Below are 15,855 nucleotides of genomic sequence, written 5' to 3'. Positions count from 1 at the left end.
CGGCAACGCGGGGCCTTGTTTCCGGGCGAAAAGCCGATAGGGGCGCAGGCGAATGCGGGCTCCGGCCCGCCCTGCCAAGGAGTGCCTGCATGTCGCCTCAGCCCGCCCCCGCCACCCCGCGCCCGCCGCTGCGTGTCGCGCTCGCCGGTATCGGCGTCGTCGGCGGCGGTGTCGTCCGGTTGCTCGAGGCGAATCGCGCCCTGATCGCACGCCGCGCCGGCCGCGCGGTCGAGATCGTCGCCGTCTCCGCGCGCGACCGCCAGAAGGATCGCGGCGTCGATCTGTCGCCCTATCGCTGGGAAGACGATATGGCGGCGCTGGTCGAATCCGACGATGTCGACGTCGTGGTCGAGATGGTCGGCGGCGCCGACGGCCCTGCGCTGACGCTCGCCCGCCAGGCGCTGGGCGCGGGCAAGGCGCTCGTCACCGCGAACAAGGCGATGATCGCGCATCATGGGCTCGATCTCGCGCAGATCGCCGAGGCGCAGGACACGCCGCTCAAATATGAAGCCGCCGTCGCGGGCGGCATCCCGGTCATCAAGGCGATCCGCGAAGGCGCCTCGGCGAACCAGATCGCCCGCGTCTATGGCATCCTAAACGGCACCTGCAATTATATCCTGACGCTGATGGAGCGCGAGGGCGCGAGCTTCGCCGACGCCCTCGCCGCGGCCCAGGCCGAAGGCTATGCCGAGGCCGACCCGACCTTCGACGTCGACGGGATCGACGCCGCACACAAATTGTCGATCCTCGCCGCGCTCTGCTTCGGCACCCGGCTCGACATCGACACGGTGACCGCCGAGGGCATCCGCGGCCTGATCGCCGCCGACATTCGCGAGGCCGCCGCGCTCGGCCACCGCGTCCGCCTGATCGGTATGGCCGAACGCGACGAAGGCGGTCTCTATCAACATGTCCAGCCGTGCCTCGTCCCCGCCGACCATCCGCTCGCCTATGTCCCCGGCGCGCTCAATGCCGTCGTCGCCGAGGGCAATTTCGTCGGCCGACTCTTTTTCGAAGGCGCGGGCGCGGGCGCGGGGCCGACGGCATCGGCGATCGTCGCCGACATCATCGACATCGCGCGCGACGAATATGGCCCCGCCTTCGCGATGCCGGTCGATGCGCTTGATGCCGCCCCCGCCGCCGATGCGGGCGCGCGCGTCGGCAAACATTATGTCCGCCTGATCGTCGAGGACCGGATCGGCGTCCTTGCCGAGATCGCGACCGCTATGCGCGACGCCGGCGTTTCGATCGAAAGCTTCATCCAGCGCGGCGACGATGCCGAGGGCGGCGTGCTGATCGCGCTCGTCACGCACGAAGGTCCGGGCCGCGCCGTCGCCGCGGCGCTCGCGGCGCTTGCAGCATCGGATCATGTCATCGGTACGCCAATGCATATGCCGATCCTGGCGCTCTGACCCCGCTTGCATTCGCAAATCCCCCTGTTAGCTCTCGCTGAGGGGAATGGGGGGACAGACATGGACTTAGCGATCCGGGAGGGCTTGGCCGAAGCACGCGCGCTGGCCCGGCAGTATTGGCAAGCGCTGCTGACCTATGTCGGGCTCGGCGTCGTGCTGCCCTTTCTGCTGCTGTCGAGCGAGCCGATCTTCGATCTGCGCACCCTCGTCGCCATCGCTGCCGATCCCTGGACCTATCGCGTCAGCGGATCGATCACCGGGCCGCTCTATCTTCTGGGCATCGTCAGCCTGATCGTAAGCGGCGCGCTGCTCGCGGCATGGAATGCGCTGCTCGCCGAGATCCGCGAGGGCTATATTTCGGAGATCATGTACGGGCTCGTCGCCGGCGCGGCCTATCTGGTGGTCAATATCATCCTCTATTTCGGCGTCGGAATCATCCTGTCGCTACCGATCCTGCTGCTCGCGGCATTTCAGTCTGTTCAGAGCTATGGAATCGCCCTTGTGATCTTCCGCTATATCGTTTCGGCGCTGCTCGGCTCGTGGATTTATGCGCGATTCTGTCTCGTCGGACCGGTGATGGCGGCGGGCGGGCGGCTCGAGCCGGTATCGGCCTTTGCCGAATCCTGGCGCCGCACGCGAACGGCATGGCCGCGTCTCCTCGGGCTCTATCTTGCCATCTACGTCCTGTCCGGCCTGCTGACGCTGGCGCTGCTCGCACCGCATCTTTTCATTCTGTTCAACAGCGCGCCCGGCAGTTTCGCCGAAACGGCGATGAGTATCGGGTGGCTGCTGTTCTGGGCGGCCTATTTCCTGATGCTGCTGCTCGTTCCCGCAGGTCTCTACCGCGCCTCCGAAGATCGCACCACGGTCGAGGTGTTTGCCTAGGGCTCCTCGGGCAGCGCGGGGATTCCCGCTTCGGGATCGGTCGCGCGCTTCGCCATCTCGTAAAGCGGGTTATATTCGGGGCCGGGCTTGTACCGCCCGCCGATCGGCATCCAGTTATAGGGCAGCTTGTCGAGGCTCATCGCCTTCGCCTCGGCCCGCGGGATTTGCGGCGATGCATCCTGACCCACCCCGGCGATGGCGCGCAGTTCGGGCGACAGGCGATTGCGGTCGGTATCGGAGCCGCACACCAGAATCTCGCCAGCCTTGATCGGACCGCAGCGGCGCACGGGGTCGGGCAGCACCCGGCTGCGCGCGATCGCACCCTCGGCGTCCTGCGCGGGCGGCGGCGACGCATCCTGAGCGGCGAGCGGCGGCGCTGTCATGCCAATGACGCACGTCAGCGCAATCACGCCCCCGAATCGGGCGAAGCGATCTCGACAAGCGGGGCGCACGACCATATGGCGCCCAGCATGCCGATGGGGCGGAGCAAGTAAAGACGGAGATGTGAGCCGATGGCAAAAAGTGACGGTAGCAACCTCGACCGGGTCCTGGTGCTCGAAATGGTGCGCGTCACCGAAGCCGCGGCGATCGCTGCCGCCAAGCTGATCGGCCGCGGCGACGAAAAGGCGGCCGATGCCGCCGCCGTAGAGGCGATGCGCAACGCTTTCAACACGCTCTATATGGACGGCACGATCGTGATCGGCGAAGGCGAACGCGACGAAGCACCGATGCTCTTTATCGGCGAAAAGGTCGGCAATGCGCCTGGCAAGGGCCCGAAGATCGACATTGCGGTCGACCCGCTCGAAGGCACCACGATCACCGCCAAGGCCGGCCCCAACGCGCTCGCAGTGCTCGCGATCGCCGAAGAAGGCTGCCTGCTCAACGCCCCCGACGTCTATATGGACAAGCTTGCGGTCGGTCCCGGCTATTCGCCCGGGATCGTTAATTTCGACAATAGCGTGCGCGAAAATGTCGAAGCGGTGGCCCGCGAAAAAGGGTGCGCGCCGGCCGACATCATCGTCTGCGTCCTCGACCGCCCCCGCCATGAAGCGATCATCGCCGAACTGCGCGCGATCGGCTGCGGCGTCGCGCTGATCCCGGACGGCGACGTCGCGGGCGTGATCGCTACGACCAATCCCGAAACCAATGTCGATATCTATATGGGATCGGGCGGCGCGCCCGAAGGTGTGCTCGCCGCGGCGGCGCTGCGCTGCGTCGGTGGCCAGTTCAAGGGCCGCCTGCTTTTCCGCAACGACGACGAGCGGCTGCGCGCGAAAAAATGGGGAATCGAAGATCTCGACCGCGTCTACGACCTCGAAGATCTGGCCAAGGGCGATGTAATCTTCGCCGCAACCGGCGTCACCGACGGCTCGCTTCTGCGCGGCGTCAAGCATCGCCGCGGCGGCATCTTGACCACTGAAACCGTGGTGATGCGCGCATCGTCGGGCACCGTGCGCTGGGTGAAGGGCGAACATCGCCTCGGCTGAGGACGCCCCGTCACCCCCAAAGCAGGATCAGGACTTTAGCCGCCGCTTGCTTTCGCGTCGTCGGGCGGTGCCCGCGCGCCGCCCTGTCCCCCGCCGGCGGCGTCCCCGCCCGCCAGCGCGCGCGCCAGCGGCTTCAGCGCCAGCGTTCCGAGCCGAACGCGCGGCGTCTGCTTGCCCGGGACCGCGGATAGCGCAAATGCGGCATCGAGCCGCAGAGCGGCCGCCGATGCTTTCGCTATCCGCACCGTGTAGCGTCCGTAAGCCACGCTTTCAAAAAGGAAATATCCGTCGAACTCGGTCAGAGTGGTTGCGCGCACCCGTCCTTCTGCATCGACCAGCTCGAGCTGCAATCCCTCGATCGCATTGCCGCCGTCGCGCATCGCGACGCCTTCGATTTCGCCGGCCGCGGTCAGCGGCAGCGCAACATGCGTCGCGACGCCGGGCCGCGGCGTGACGACCACACCGGGCAGTGCGGGCTGGATATAGGGGTCGGGCAGGCTTCCGGCATCGATGCCGATCATCACCGGACGAAAGGGTTCGAGACCGTCGATCGTGGCACGGCCATCCTTCGCGGTTGCGCTATCGACATAGCCATTACCCGCGGTCAGCGGGACGTCGGCGACCGCCGCTTCGCCCGGCTGGCGGATACCGTCGCCATTATCGTCCATCCACACTTCGGCGAGCACCTGGCCGCGGCTTGCGAGCTTTTCGCTCGACACGCGCCAGCCCCCGCCGCCGCCATCGGCCCGGCTGCGCGGCCCGAAGCTGAAGGCAAGCGACAGCGACGCCGCGACCGATCCGTCGCTCGCCACTTCGCCGAAGCCCGAAAGCTGAAACTTGTCGAAACGCCGCGTGTAGCCAATCCCGGCGCGCGCGCGGTCGAGCCCCTTGTCATAGCCCAGTTCGGCGCGCCATTCGGCGTCGCGCTTGCCCGACCATTCGGCAATCGCGGTCAGGCGCGAATCGGCGTTCGATCCCGCCAGCGCAAAGCGCGCCTCACCGCGCAGACGGACGCGCCCGATGCGCGCATTGGCGAGCAGCGTGGCGGTCAGATTGTCAGGCGGGTCGGGGCCATAGGGCACATCCGATCGCGACCAGTCGATCTGCCCGGTCAGCGTCATGGTGCGGAAACTCGCCGAGGCGCGTCCCGAGGCCTCGATGCTCGAAACGCCCGAGGTCCGGTCGATCTTCGCCACATCGACGTGCAACGGCAGCACCGCCTGTCCCAATTTTACCGACTGGTCGATCGACACCGAATAGAGGCCGTTGATATTGTTGATGAAACGGTCCGAAACAAAACCGCCCCAACCGCGCATCGCGTCGGCACGGATATAGGTTTCGCCAAAGCCGGCGAGCCAGCTTGCCCGCAGCGCGTGGCCGCCGTCGTCGGCATAGGCAACGCCAAACTCGAGCAAGGTCGGGCCGATCGAACGGCGCAGCGCCGCCTCGCCATAGTTGCGGCGGACATTCTCGATCAGCAGACTGTGGAAATAGGCGGCGATCGAGGTGCGCGTATCGAGGCCGCGCTCGATCCCCGCCGAACCGCGCCAGCCGCGCCGGAAGGCGCCGCCGCGCGGCCCGCCGAACTCGATCAGGTCGGTATCGTCCTGGGCAATCCCGGCCCAATACCAGGTCTTTTGCGGCGGGATCGAATCCAGCCCGACCTGCAATTGCCGGATTTCGCGGCGCACTTGCCCCTGCGGGCCATAAAGGACGATCTCGAACCGGTTCGATCCATATTGCAGTGGGACGCCCAGAAATTCGTAGCGGCCGTCGCCATTGGGGCTGGTAAAGGCCAGCAACTGACCGTTGCGATAGAGTTCGGCGTCCCATCCGGCGGGTAGATCGCCGCGGAAATCGGTCTTGTCGAACGCGTCGGGGCGTTCGACGGGGCGATTGGTCAGCACCGCGCCACGGCCCGGCACCGACTGGGCGACGATTCCCGTCGACAGCAGGCTGACATCGCCGACCGCATAATGCGTCGCGTGGAGCGGGCCGAGAAGCTGGCCGGTGGGATCGGTGCGATAGAGCCGCAGGCGCAGGCTGTCGGGGACGCCCTTGTCGTCGGACGAGAGGCGCGCATCGAAGCTCTGCTTGAGCAATTCGCCGGCAGCGAAGATTTCGTAACGCGCCTGCGTCGAAGAGCCGCCCTGCTTGTCGGACACCACGCCTGCCGAAGCGACAACGTCGAGCGACGGCGTGCTCCACATTCGGTAGGGTCGCGGCGCTTGCGGCAGGCTGGCGAGGTCGAAGCGCGTCTGCGGACGAATCGTCGCAGCGCGCGCGCGGCGCTCGGCGGCGAGCTGGAACGGCAGCTTTTCCTTCGAATCGATGCGCAGAACAGCATTCGACAGGTCGGCGCTGATCGGCACCCCGATCCATTTCGACAGACTGGCAAGGTCGACGCACCACCCCGCCGCCGTGTCGCGGATCATATTCGCGCCGATCCGGAAGCGCTCGCTGCCCGCGCGCACTTCGCCCGCGTCGCGGTCGATCAGGAAGGTGCGGCGCTCGTCGAGCACCCAGCCGGTTGCGCGGCGCAACTTGCGGTCGACGCGCACCGCGAGATCGAGTGCGAGCACGACATCGGCAAGATCGACGCACAGCCCCTGCGGCGTCTGATAACCCCGCACGCCGTCGCCGAGCCGATATTGGCCCGAGCGCAGGTCGAACAGCCATCGATCGTCTTCGTTCGGTTTCCAGCTGTCACTAGTAGTTTGATATATATCTGTTTTTTCAGCGGCGTGGGCGCCGGAGGGCAGCAAGCCCACCAGCGCCATCCCGGCGGCGAGCGCCGGCAGCAGGCGTTTCAGGAAGGCGCCGAGCATCGCCGCCTCCGTCCGGTTCCGCGCGCCGTCCGGCTATTTCACCACCCGGTCGGCCTGATCGATCGTCGCACCGCCGACTTCGCGATCCTCCGAATAGCGGATCTGCACCGGCCCCTTCAGCTTCGCCGCGACCTCGGCCGGCACGCGCAGCGAAACGGTGCGATCGCCGACCTCTGGATAAACGGCGATGCCGCGCGCCAGCAGCAGCGGCTCAGCCACACCCGGCCGCGTCACCGCGATATCGCCATAGACCGACCGGTTGCCGGTGCGCGTGAGGTGGAAATTGAAGGCGGGTCCGTCGCGCGTATCCCCAACCCAAGCCTCCCCGATCTTTGCGGTCGCGGCGAGTTCGCCGACGCGCACGATGATCGGGATAGTGATGCCATAGATGGGGGTGAGCGCGATCGACACACCGTCGCCCGTCGGCTTGGCAGGATCGGCGACGGCCGGTGCCGCATCGGGAACCGCGCGGAAAAGCATATGCGCGCGATATTCACCCGGCGCGAGGCCTTCGGGGATACGCACGCCGATGCGGATCACCTGCGGCTGGTTCGGCGGCAGCGTCACGCGGCGCGGGCTGAAGGCGATCATGTCGAGCGCGGCGCGTTCGGCAGCGTTCGCGTTCGCCTCGTCAATCTCGTCGAGCCCGCCCTCGGCGGTCATCCGCTTGATCTCCAGGCTAACGCGGTAGGTTGCGGGTTCGGCCCCGATATTGTTGAGCACCACCTCGGTGCCGCGCGAACCGTCGAGAATCACGCGCGTCGGTGCCACGAGCAGATCGCCCGCGGCGTGCGCGGACGGCGCAGTGCTGCTGCACGCAGCCGCCGCGAGCAGGCAAAAGCCCTTGAAAAAGCGAAACATAGATACGATCCCCACAATCGTTCGGGGACCGCGGTCGCCGCCCCCAGGTTGGTCGCCTCCCTGTTGCGCCATCATGGTTGATATTTCGCTAACCATAGCTGGGCACGCACGCATCGCCCTGCGCCGCGCATACGAAAAAGGGCCGCCGGAGCTGGTATCCGGCGACCCCTTTCGATGGCCGGCACGCCCACAGGCGCGCCGATCCCCCCACCTGATAATCAGGGTTTACTGGTAGTTGGCAGTGACGTTGAACGTGCCGCTGTAATCGCCAGCCGTCTGGTTGGCGCCAACGCTGAGCGTGCCGCCGACCTGAAAGCTGCCGCCGGTCGCACCGAGCGTAACGTTCGTCGCCGAATAGCTGAGCGTCGAGTTCATCGTGCCGCCAAGCGATCCGTTGAGCGTGACATTCGCGTCGCCACCGACCACGACAACCGCACCATTGGTGCCGGTGATGTCGAAATTGGCCGCCGTCGTGGTGCCGGTGCAGGTCAGTCCCGTGCCGCAGGTCACGCCGCCCGCGGTCGACACCGCGACCGTCGAGGCGGTCGCGCCGCTGATGACGGTCGCGAACTGCAGATCGCTGGTGTTGGAGAGCGTGATCTGGCGAAGGATCTTCGCCTTCGCCGTACCCGTGGCCGTCGCCGCATGCGCCGCCGGGGCGTTCATGGCGAGAGCAGCAATTGCGGCGCCGATGAGGGCGCGCTTCATTCCAATGGTGCGCATAAGTTGGTCCCTTGAACAGTCGATAATCGAATGGAAATCCCACCCCATTCGCCGACCCCTTTAGCGGGCGACCGGTTCAGCTTTTGCCCAACAAGCATGGTTAACAGCGCATATAGAATTGGCCCGCCTTGCAGGATGCAAGCGAGCAAAAACAAGGCATTAAGCCAGTTTTCGGCCAATCGTGGGGATTGCCGTCACCCCTTTAACGGCCCGCAGCGGGACAGATTAAGCGCATCGGACAGAAAAATATCAGCGGCGAATCGCCATGGCCCGGCGCGCGCCGATCAGATCGAGTCGCCCGACAGCCGCTGGCAGATCATGTCGAGCTGGTCGAGCGACGCGAATTTCAGGGTCAACGCGCCCTTGCCGCCGCCCGCATAGTGAATCGCAACGCCAATTCCGAGCAGCTCAGACAGATGCCGTTCGACCGCGACGATGTCGGGATCGCGCCCGCCGCCAGCCACGGTCGGGCTTTCGGCGGGCGCCTTGCGGCCGCCTCCCTTCGCCTCGCGCACCAGCGCCTCGACCATACGCACCGACAAGCCTTCCTGGACGACCCTGCGCGCGATCGCCTCGGCGCCGTCGGCCCCGATCAGCGCGCGCGCATGACCCATCGACAGCGATCCGTCACCGACCAGATCCTGCACTTCGAGAGGAAGGTCGAGCAGGCGCATAAGATTCGCAACATGGCTGCGCGACTTGCCGACCAGCTTTGCCAGCGCTTCCTGGTTGTGACCGAAATCCTCGATCAGCTTGCGATAGGCGCTCGCCTCTTCGATCGCGTTCAGATCCTGGCGCTGGATATTCTCGACCAGCGCAATCTCATAGGTCGCAGCGTCGTCGAGTTCGCGCACCAGCGCCGGAATCTGGTGCAGCCCCGCGCGCTGCGCTGCGCGCCAGCGGCGTTCGCCGGCGACCAACTGGTACCCCTCGCCTCCCGGCGCGCGTCGGACGATGATCGGCTGCAACAGGCCGCGCGTCCCGATAGAATCGGCAAGCTCGGCAATCGCATTTTCATCGAAGTGGCGGCGCGGCTGGCCGGGAAGCGGGCGAATCGCGCCCACCGCGATATGCTGCACCGAATCGCCAGCAGGTGCCGTCGTCGCCGGGCGGGCGGCACCGGGACTCGCGAGTACCGGAGCTTCAGCCGCCACGTCGCCGAACAGCGCGTTCAGCCCGCGGCCGAGTCCCGACGGGCGTTTGCGCGGCGCAGATGGTCCAGTTTCGTCTTTATTATCAGCCATTTATGCAGCCTTGCGAACATTGGGCAGGCGGTCGATCAATTCGCGCGCGAGCGCGATATAGGCGGCCGATCCAGCGCAGCGATGGTCATAGATCAGCGCCGGAAGACCGTGGCTCGGCGCTTCCGACAGTCGCACGTTGCGCGGAATGACGGTCTGAAAGACCACCGGCCCCAGCACTTCGCGGACATCGTCCGAAACCTGGTCTGTCAGCCGGTTGCGGCGATCGAACATCGTCAGCGCGACGCCGAGAATCGACAATTTCTGGTTGAAGCGACCGCGCACGCGCTCGACCGTAGTGAGCAGCTGGCTCAAACCCTCGAGCGCAAAAAATTCGCACTGCAACGGCACGATCAGCGATTCGGCGGCAATCAGCGCGTTGAGCGTCAGCATGCCGAGCGACGGCGGACAATCGATCAGGCAGATATCCCACTGCCCCGCTTCGGCACTCGTCAACGCCTGCTCAAGGCGATGGAGCCGATCGGAAAATTCGATCAGTTCGATCTCGGCGCCCGACAGATCGACCGTCGCCGGGACAATATCAAGCCGCGGCACTGCCGTCGGGACGGCACAATCGGCCAGCTGCGCATCGCCGCGCAGCAATTCATAACTCGAAAATTCGCGCTGCGACTGCGCAATTCCAAGCCCCGTCGAAGCGTTGCCCTGCGGGTCGAGGTCGATGATCAGCGTGCGCCAGCCCGTCGCCGCAAGCGCGGTCGCCAGATTGATCGCGGTCGTCGTCTTGCCGACCCCGCCCTTCTGGTTCGCCACGGCGATACGAATCATCGCTTTCCTCGCTGCTTTCCACCGATCGTCCCCATGCCAACCAATATCTGGCTGTCGGCGTGCGTCCGGCTCTGTTCCACGTGAAACATTCTCTGCCATGGCTCCGGCAGAGATGCCAGTTCCTTAACTGCGTTTCGCCCCTTTGGCAGCAGCCACCGCGTCGATTCGGTCGAAAAACGCGTGGATAAGTTGATTAGCTTGTCGAGCGGCGCAAAGGCCCGCGCGCTGATCGTAGCCACAGGGCGCGTCGCGATGCGTTCTAGCGGCGCTTCCACAACCTCGACATGTGCAAGATTAAGTTCGCCCGCGACCGCACGCAAAAAATCGCAGCGCCGCCGCCGCGATTCGACAAGCAGCATCGGCCGTGACGACAGGATTGCGACGACCAGCCCGGGCAACCCTGGTCCGCTGCCGAGATCGATCCAGAGCCCTTCGCCCTCATCGTCGAGCGCCAGCAACTGCGCGCTGTCGGCGATATGCCGCACCCACAAGGTCGGGATTGTCGATGCAGCAATCAGATTCTGCTGGGCGTTCTCCTCCACCAGCATCGCGGCAAAGCGATCGAGCTGCGCCCATTGTTGTTCGGTTGGCGCGAAGGCCGCCCCGATCCAACTGCGTGCTTCCGCTTCGCTTGTCAGCAATTCAACCGTCATGCGTAAATTGTCCTATCGATCAATGGCCCTCGACCTCACCCCGCCCTGGTGCCTTGCGAGCGGTATTCGAGTCCCGCGGCGGGGGCGCGAGGCCCTTCACACGGACCTGCTTCATTGCCAGCCAGCTGGGGGAAGCGCCGAGAAGCATCCGTCACCTGACCGATCAACCCTGGGAGAATTGTCGGCCACGCCCACCTCACGCCGCCCGTCGCCGACTATGCACCATGATCGCAGTCAGTGCAGCGGGGGTCACGCCGTCGATGCGACCCGCCTGGCCCAGCGTTTCCGGCCGCGCTTTGGTAAGCCGCTCGACCATTTCGCGCGACAAGCCGCCGATAGCAGCATAGTCGAGCGCGGGGTCAAGCAGGATGGCTTCATTCGCCGCGAGCGCACGCAGTTCAGCCTCTTGCCGCGCAATATAGGGCGCATAGTGGGCGTCCTCAGCCAGTTCGGCGAGTAGGGTCGGGTCGATGTCGGCAAGCTCCGGCGCGAGCACCGCAAGGTCGCTGATCGCGACACCCGAATAGCGCAACAGGTCAATTCGCGTCCGCGGCGCCCCGTCGCCCGGCAATCCCAGGCCGATAGCGGCATAATTGGAGCTCGTTACCGGCGCTGACAACAGCTCCGTTGCTCTCGCGCGTTCCGCCATGCGCGCTTCGAACTGCACCGCCGTCGCGGGTCGCACCAGCCCCAACGCGATTCCCTTCGGCGTCAACCGCGTCGCGGCGTTGTCGGCCCGCAGCCGGAGACGATATTCGGCGCGCGCGGTGAGCATGCGATAGGGCTCGGTGACACCCTGCAAAACCAGATCGTCGACCATCACACCGATATAGGATTCGGACCGATCGAGGATGAGCGGCTCGCGGCCCTGCGCCGCAAGCGCGGCATTCGCACCCGCAACCAGACCCTGTGCCGCCGCTTCCTCATATCCGGTGGTGCCGTTCATCTGGCCCGCGCACCACAGACCGGCAATTGCACGCACCTGCAGACTGCGATCGAGCGCCCGCGGATCGATATGGTCATATTCGACCGCATAGCCGGGCACCGCCATCTCGACGCGTTCCAGACCCTCCATCGTGCGCAGCATCGCGAGCTGGACGTCGGCAGGTAGCGAGGTCGAAATGCCGTTCGGATAGACGAGCGGCGAATCGAGCCCCTCGGGTTCGAGAAACACCTGATGCCCCTCGCGGTCGGCGAAGCGGTGGATCTTGTCCTCGATCGACGGACAGTAACGCGGCCCAGCCGCCCCGATCGCACCGGTGAACAGCGGCGAGCGGTGGAGATTGTCGGCGATGATGCGGTGCGATTCGGCATTGGTGCGCGTAATCGCGCAGAAAATCTGCGACACTGTCCGCTCGCTGTTCCACGTGGAACAGGTCCAACGCGCGCCTTCAGCGCTGTCCGAGGGTTGCTCCTCGAGCCGCGCCCAATCAATCGTGCGCCCGTCGAGCCGCGGCGGAGTTCCGGTCTTGAGCCGCGCCATCGGCAAAGCCGCGGCACGCAATTGCTCGGCGAGCCGATGTGCGCCGGCTTCGCCGACCCGCCCGCCCACCATGCGCTCCTCACCCCGAAACAGGCGTCCGCCGAGGAAGGTGCCCGTCGCGAGCACCACAGCCGGCGCGACGAGCCGCGTCCCATCGCCCAGTTCGATGCCTTCGACGCGGGCACCGCCTTCGCGAAGCACCAGCGCCGCGGCTTCGCCGGCCACGACGCAAATCGCCTCCTCCGCTGCAAGCAACGCCTGGATCGCATCGCGATAGAGTTTCCGGTCGGCCTGGATACGCGGGCCTTGCACCGCAGCGCCCTTCGACGCATTGAGCATCCGATAGTGAATCGCGGCGGAATCGGCGGCGCGCGCCATCCAGCCATCGAGCGCGTCGACCTCGCGCATCAGATGGCCCTTGCCGAGACCGCCGATCGCCGGGTTGCACGACATTGTCCCGATCAGCGCCGGGTCGAAACTGACGAGCGCAACGCGCGCGCCGAGCCGTGCAGCGGCGCCCGCGGCTTCGGTCCCGGCGTGTCCCCCGCCGACGACAATCACGTCGAAAATCTTGCTGCTGTCCATGATTGCCGCGCCTTTAGCCGATTCGGCGGGGTCGGTCTACGGCGCCCGCACGCACGCCGGCTGCACGAACTGTTCCACGTGGAACATCATTTGCCGATGCAGAAGCGTCCGAACAACGCATCGAGCATATCCTCGACGCCAGCACGCCCGGTGATCCGGTCGAGCGCACCTGCGGCAAGCCGCAGGCGCTCGGCAATAAGGATGAGGTCGCCCGCCTCGCGCGACCCCGCGTCGATGCCAAGCCATTGTTTCGCGTCGGCGAGTGCAGCGCGTTGACGCTGGCGTAGCGCCGCTTCGCCTTCGCGGGGCAGCAGCGTTCGCGCCATGTCGACGATCATGCCATGCAACGCCTCCATGCCTTCGCCCGTCGCCGCCGACAGGATCAGGTCGCAGCGCGCCGCATCGGCTTCGGCAGCGGCGTCGCCGCGCCACCGGTCGGCTTGCGCCGCGATCAGGATACAGCGGGGATGGTCGGGGGCGTCACGCGGCGGGCCGAGCCACAGGACGATGTCTGCGGCCTCCACCGCAGCGCGTGCGCGATTGATACCGATCGCTTCGACGACATCGGCGCCTTCGCCGCGCAATCCCGCGGTGTCCGAAAAGCGCATCGCAATGCCATCGAGCGCCAGCGGGGTTTCGATGACGTCGCGGGTCGTCCCAGCGACGGGAGATACGATTGCCAACTCACGCTGCGCCAATGCGTTGATAAGTGTAGACTTTCCGGCGTTCGGCGGCCCGGCGATCACCACCGAGAGCCCGTCTGCAATCACTTCGGCCGCCGGTTGCGCCAGCCACTCGCCCAACTCGGCCGCCAGCGCCGCCATTCCCGCAACCAACCGTGCGGCAGCGCCTTCGTAAACATCGACGTCATCTTCGTCGGCAAAGTTCAGCTCTGCCTCGGCCGCCGCCATCAACGCCAGCAAGCGTTCCTGCCACGCGGCCACCGCGCGCGACACATGGCCGCTGGCTAGCCCGAGCGCCTGCACCCGCTGGCTTTCGGTTTCGGCGGCAAGCAAATCGGCAAGCCCCTCGGCCTCGGCGAGATCGATCCGGTCATTCAGAAAAGCGCGCCGGGTGAATTCGCCCGCCTCGGCGCGGCGCAGCCCAGGAAGCGCTGTCAGCGCCGATTCGACCGCTGCGACGACTGCGCGGCCGCCATGCAGATGAAACTCGGCCAGATCTTCGCCCGTCGCCGTATTCGGTCCCGGAAACCAGAGCATGAGCGCCCGATCGAGCGGCGCTCCCGTTGCATCCTTGAGATCGGCAAGCGACGCATGCCGCGGCGGCGGCAGACGCCCCGCTAACGCCCGCACGGCATCGGCGGCGTGCACACCGCTGACCCGCACAACCGCGATCGCGGCCGGCGGCATCCCGCTCGACAGGGCAAAAATTGTTTCGCTTGCCGGCGTGTTGATCAGCGCTTGCTTCCCCGCGCCGGCTTGTCCTCGTCATCCTTGGCCGCGGGCTTCGCCGCCCCCCCCATCAGCCCGCCACCGAATTGACCGAGCAGCGACTGAACCAGGTTCAATCCACTCTCGCCCATCGGGACCCAGCTCTTGACCATCGACTGGACCATGTCGGGCGTGATCCCCTTCGCCATCAGTTCCTTGACGCGGCTGAGGTAGATGTCGTGCAGCGGCTCGAGGTCGGGAAGTCCGAACAAGCGCCGCGCCTCTTCGGGCGTGCAATCGACCTCGATGTTGAACTTCATTGTTTTCCGCCCTTTCCGCGCTTGAGCGTCGCCCTGTCGGCGGCTAGCTTCGCGCTTTCACAGCCAATAAGCAAGAGTCAGGAGAGCCCCTCATGTCGCCAACCAACAGCGAAATCGCCGCACTCGACGGAGAAGGCCGGATTCCCGCCTATGTCGCGCGGCCCGATGCCGACACGACGCGCGCCATCATCGTAATCCCGGAGATCTTCGGCGTGAACGAAGGCATCCGCAAAAAGGCCGACGACTGGGCGGCGCTCGGTTATCTGGCGATCGCCCCCGACATTTTCTGGCGGTTCGCGCCCGGTGTCGAACTCAGCCCCGATATCGAGGCCGAATTTCAGGAAGCGCTTGGCTATTTCGGGCAATATGATGCCGACCTGGGCGTCAAGGATATCGAGGCCGCGATCCGCTGGCTGCACAGCCAGGGCGCGACCAAGGTCGGCTGCGTCGGCTTCTGCCTTGGCGGACGGCTGGCCTATATGGCGGCGACGCGAACCGATATCGACGCTTCGGTCGGCTATTATGGCGTCATGATCGACACGATGCTGAACGAGGCGCATGCGATTGCCAAGCCGCTGATGCTCCACATTCCGACCGAGGATCATTTCGTCGATCATGCCGCGCAGGCAAAGATCCACGAAGCGCTCGATCCCAATCCCAAAGTTACGCTCCACGATTATCCCGGCCTCGACCATGGCTTCGCAGCAACGATGGGCAATCGCCGCAACGACGATGGCGCGCAGCTTGCCGACAGCCGGACGCGCGATTTCTTCGCCGAGGCTCTTGCATGAGCGCCGGGTCCGGCGTCCATCCCGGACTTGCCGCCTGGCACGCCTATATGGCGGCGGGCGGCGATCCGGAAGCATTGCGCGCGATGCTGGCCGACGACGCGGTATTTCATTCTCCCGTCGTTCACTCGCCGCAAGAAGGCCGCGACAAGGTGTTCGCCTATCTGCACGCCGCGAGCCATGTGCTCGGCGGTGAAAATTTTCGCTATCTGCGTGAAATCGCCGACGGCAACCAGGCTTGCCTCGAATTTTCAACCGAACTTGAGGGAATCCACATCAACGGCGTCGATATAATTCGCTGGAACGACGACGGAAAGATACAGGATTTCAAGGTTATGGTTCGCCCGCTCAAGGCGATCAACAAGGTTTGGGAGAAAATGGCGGCGATGCTTGCAGCGCAGGCGGGCTGACCGCG

15 protein-coding genes are annotated in these 15,855 nt (G+C 65.8%); 5 read left to right on the top strand and 10 right to left on the bottom strand.

All coding sequences use genetic code 11. From position 1 onward, the window contains the following. The first annotated feature begins 89 nt into the window (after positions 1 to 89). Both P1IM2_RS03925 and P1IM2_RS03920 read left to right on the top strand, forming a co-directional pair. The gene (locus tag P1IM2_RS03925) at positions 90 to 1,409 is read left to right on the top strand and encodes a homoserine dehydrogenase (RefSeq protein ID WP_062901420.1); all 1,320 of its coding nucleotides are present in this window, start codon (positions 90 to 92) and stop codon (positions 1,407 to 1,409) included. A gap of 60 nt (positions 1,410 to 1,469) precedes the next feature. Continuing rightward, complete coding sequence (locus P1IM2_RS03920) at positions 1,470 to 2,294, top strand: hypothetical protein (protein WP_186401470.1); 825 nt, start codon at positions 1,470 to 1,472, stop codon at positions 2,292 to 2,294. Here P1IM2_RS03920 and P1IM2_RS03915 read toward each other — a convergent pair. Beyond that, positions 2,291 to 2,677 (bottom strand): hypothetical protein, encoded by a 387-nt coding sequence (locus P1IM2_RS03915; protein ID WP_234180464.1) that lies wholly within the window; start codon positions 2,675 to 2,677, stop codon positions 2,291 to 2,293. The genes P1IM2_RS03920 and P1IM2_RS03915 overlap by 4 nt on opposite strands. A gap of 129 nt (positions 2,678 to 2,806) precedes the next feature. Between P1IM2_RS03915 and glpX the strand changes: the two genes are divergently transcribed. Further along, positions 2,807 to 3,781 (top strand): class II fructose-bisphosphatase, encoded by a 975-nt coding sequence (glpX, locus tag P1IM2_RS03910; RefSeq protein ID WP_062901417.1) that lies wholly within the window; start codon positions 2,807 to 2,809, stop codon positions 3,779 to 3,781. 35 nt (positions 3,782 to 3,816) lie between these two features. Here glpX and P1IM2_RS03905 read toward each other — a convergent pair whose 3' ends face one another. The 9 genes from P1IM2_RS03905 to P1IM2_RS03865 all read right to left on the bottom strand — a co-directional run bounded on the left by P1IM2_RS03905 (position 3,817) and on the right by P1IM2_RS03865 (position 14,652). Further along, a complete protein-coding gene (locus P1IM2_RS03905) occupies positions 3,817 to 6,609 on the bottom strand; it encodes a carboxypeptidase regulatory-like domain-containing protein (RefSeq protein ID WP_186401468.1) in 2,793 nt (930 codons plus the stop codon). 33 nt (positions 6,610 to 6,642) lie between these two features. After that, a complete protein-coding gene (locus P1IM2_RS03900; protein ID WP_062901415.1) occupies positions 6,643 to 7,470 on the bottom strand; it encodes a molecular chaperone in 828 nt (275 codons plus the stop codon). Between the two features lie 225 nt (positions 7,471 to 7,695). Next, the gene (locus P1IM2_RS03895; RefSeq protein WP_058810817.1) at positions 7,696 to 8,193 is read right to left on the bottom strand and encodes a DUF4402 domain-containing protein; all 498 of its coding nucleotides are present in this window, start codon (positions 8,191 to 8,193) and stop codon (positions 7,696 to 7,698) included. Between the two features lie 284 nt (positions 8,194 to 8,477). Next, a complete protein-coding gene (locus P1IM2_RS03890) occupies positions 8,478 to 9,437 on the bottom strand; it encodes a ParB/RepB/Spo0J family partition protein (RefSeq protein WP_186401467.1) in 960 nt (319 codons plus the stop codon). Further along, positions 9,438 to 10,220: a ParA family protein gene (locus P1IM2_RS03885; protein WP_062901413.1), complete on the bottom strand. Its 783-nt coding sequence runs from the start codon at positions 10,218 to 10,220 to the stop codon at positions 9,438 to 9,440. Further along, the gene (gene rsmG, locus P1IM2_RS03880) at positions 10,217 to 10,873 is read right to left on the bottom strand and encodes a 16S rRNA (guanine(527)-N(7))-methyltransferase RsmG (RefSeq protein WP_186401466.1); all 657 of its coding nucleotides are present in this window, start codon (positions 10,871 to 10,873) and stop codon (positions 10,217 to 10,219) included. Before rsmG ends, P1IM2_RS03885 begins: the two co-directional genes overlap by 4 nt. A gap of 196 nt (positions 10,874 to 11,069) precedes the next feature. Next, on the bottom strand, positions 11,070 to 12,941 hold the full coding sequence (gene mnmG, locus P1IM2_RS03875; protein ID WP_186401465.1) for a tRNA uridine-5-carboxymethylaminomethyl(34) synthesis enzyme MnmG: 1,872 nt from the start codon (positions 12,939 to 12,941) through the stop codon (positions 11,070 to 11,072). 86 nt (positions 12,942 to 13,027) lie between these two features. Further along, entirely contained in the window at positions 13,028 to 14,332 is a 1,305-nt protein-coding gene (gene mnmE / locus P1IM2_RS03870; protein ID WP_260833917.1) for a tRNA uridine-5-carboxymethylaminomethyl(34) synthesis GTPase MnmE, read from the bottom strand. A gap of 23 nt (positions 14,333 to 14,355) precedes the next feature. After that, positions 14,356 to 14,652 carry a DUF6489 family protein gene (locus P1IM2_RS03865; RefSeq protein WP_062901409.1) on the bottom strand — a complete coding sequence of 99 codons (297 nt, stop codon included), beginning with the start codon at positions 14,650 to 14,652 and terminating at the stop codon, positions 14,356 to 14,358. 92 nt (positions 14,653 to 14,744) lie between these two features. Here P1IM2_RS03865 and P1IM2_RS03860 point away from each other — a divergent pair, with 92 nt between their 5' ends. Then, positions 14,745 to 15,443 (top strand): dienelactone hydrolase family protein, encoded by a 699-nt coding sequence (locus P1IM2_RS03860; protein ID WP_186401464.1) that lies wholly within the window; start codon positions 14,745 to 14,747, stop codon positions 15,441 to 15,443. Then, positions 15,440 to 15,850, top strand: coding sequence for a nuclear transport factor 2 family protein (locus P1IM2_RS03855; protein ID WP_062901407.1), 411 nt, complete (start codon positions 15,440 to 15,442; stop codon positions 15,848 to 15,850). Before P1IM2_RS03860 ends, P1IM2_RS03855 begins: the two co-directional genes overlap by 4 nt. Positions 15,851 to 15,855 lie beyond the last annotated feature (5 nt).

The sequence above is a fragment of the Sphingopyxis sp. P1IMeth2 genome, assembly GCF_900185685.1.
Classification (GTDB): Bacteria; Pseudomonadota; Alphaproteobacteria; order Sphingomonadales; family Sphingomonadaceae; genus Sphingopyxis; species Sphingopyxis terrae_A.
The sequence above is the reverse complement of the archived record's forward strand: the minus strand, read 5'-3'. Positions and strand labels throughout refer to the sequence as shown.

Coding starts and splice junctions, on each gene's coding strand:
- P1IM2_RS03865 (WP_062901409.1), bottom strand. CDS start 14,652: ATGAAGTTCAACATCGAGGTCGATTGCACGCCCGAAGAGGCGCGGCGC.
- P1IM2_RS03895 (WP_058810817.1), bottom strand. CDS start 8,193: ATGCGCACCATTGGAATGAAGCGCGCCCTCATCGGCGCCGCAATTGCT.
- mnmG (WP_186401465.1), bottom strand. CDS start 12,941: ATGGACAGCAGCAAGATTTTCGACGTGATTGTCGTCGGCGGGGGACAC.
- P1IM2_RS03920 (WP_186401470.1), top strand. CDS start 1,470: ATGGACTTAGCGATCCGGGAGGGCTTGGCCGAAGCACGCGCGCTGGCC.
- P1IM2_RS03925 (WP_062901420.1), top strand. CDS start 90: ATGTCGCCTCAGCCCGCCCCCGCCACCCCGCGCCCGCCGCTGCGTGTC.
- rsmG (WP_186401466.1), bottom strand. CDS start 10,873: ATGACGGTTGAATTGCTGACAAGCGAAGCGGAAGCACGCAGTTGGATC.
- glpX (WP_062901417.1), top strand. CDS start 2,807: ATGGCAAAAAGTGACGGTAGCAACCTCGACCGGGTCCTGGTGCTCGAA.
- P1IM2_RS03900 (WP_062901415.1), bottom strand. CDS start 7,470: ATGTTTCGCTTTTTCAAGGGCTTTTGCCTGCTCGCGGCGGCTGCGTGC.
- P1IM2_RS03855 (WP_062901407.1), top strand. CDS start 15,440: ATGAGCGCCGGGTCCGGCGTCCATCCCGGACTTGCCGCCTGGCACGCC.
- P1IM2_RS03885 (WP_062901413.1), bottom strand. CDS start 10,220: ATGATTCGTATCGCCGTGGCGAACCAGAAGGGCGGGGTCGGCAAGACG.
- P1IM2_RS03860 (WP_186401464.1), top strand. CDS start 14,745: ATGTCGCCAACCAACAGCGAAATCGCCGCACTCGACGGAGAAGGCCGG.
- P1IM2_RS03890 (WP_186401467.1), bottom strand. CDS start 9,437: ATGGCTGATAATAAAGACGAAACTGGACCATCTGCGCCGCGCAAACGC.
- P1IM2_RS03905 (WP_186401468.1), bottom strand. CDS start 6,609: ATGCTCGGCGCCTTCCTGAAACGCCTGCTGCCGGCGCTCGCCGCCGGG.
- P1IM2_RS03915 (WP_234180464.1), bottom strand. CDS start 2,677: ATGACAGCGCCGCCGCTCGCCGCTCAGGATGCGTCGCCGCCGCCCGCG.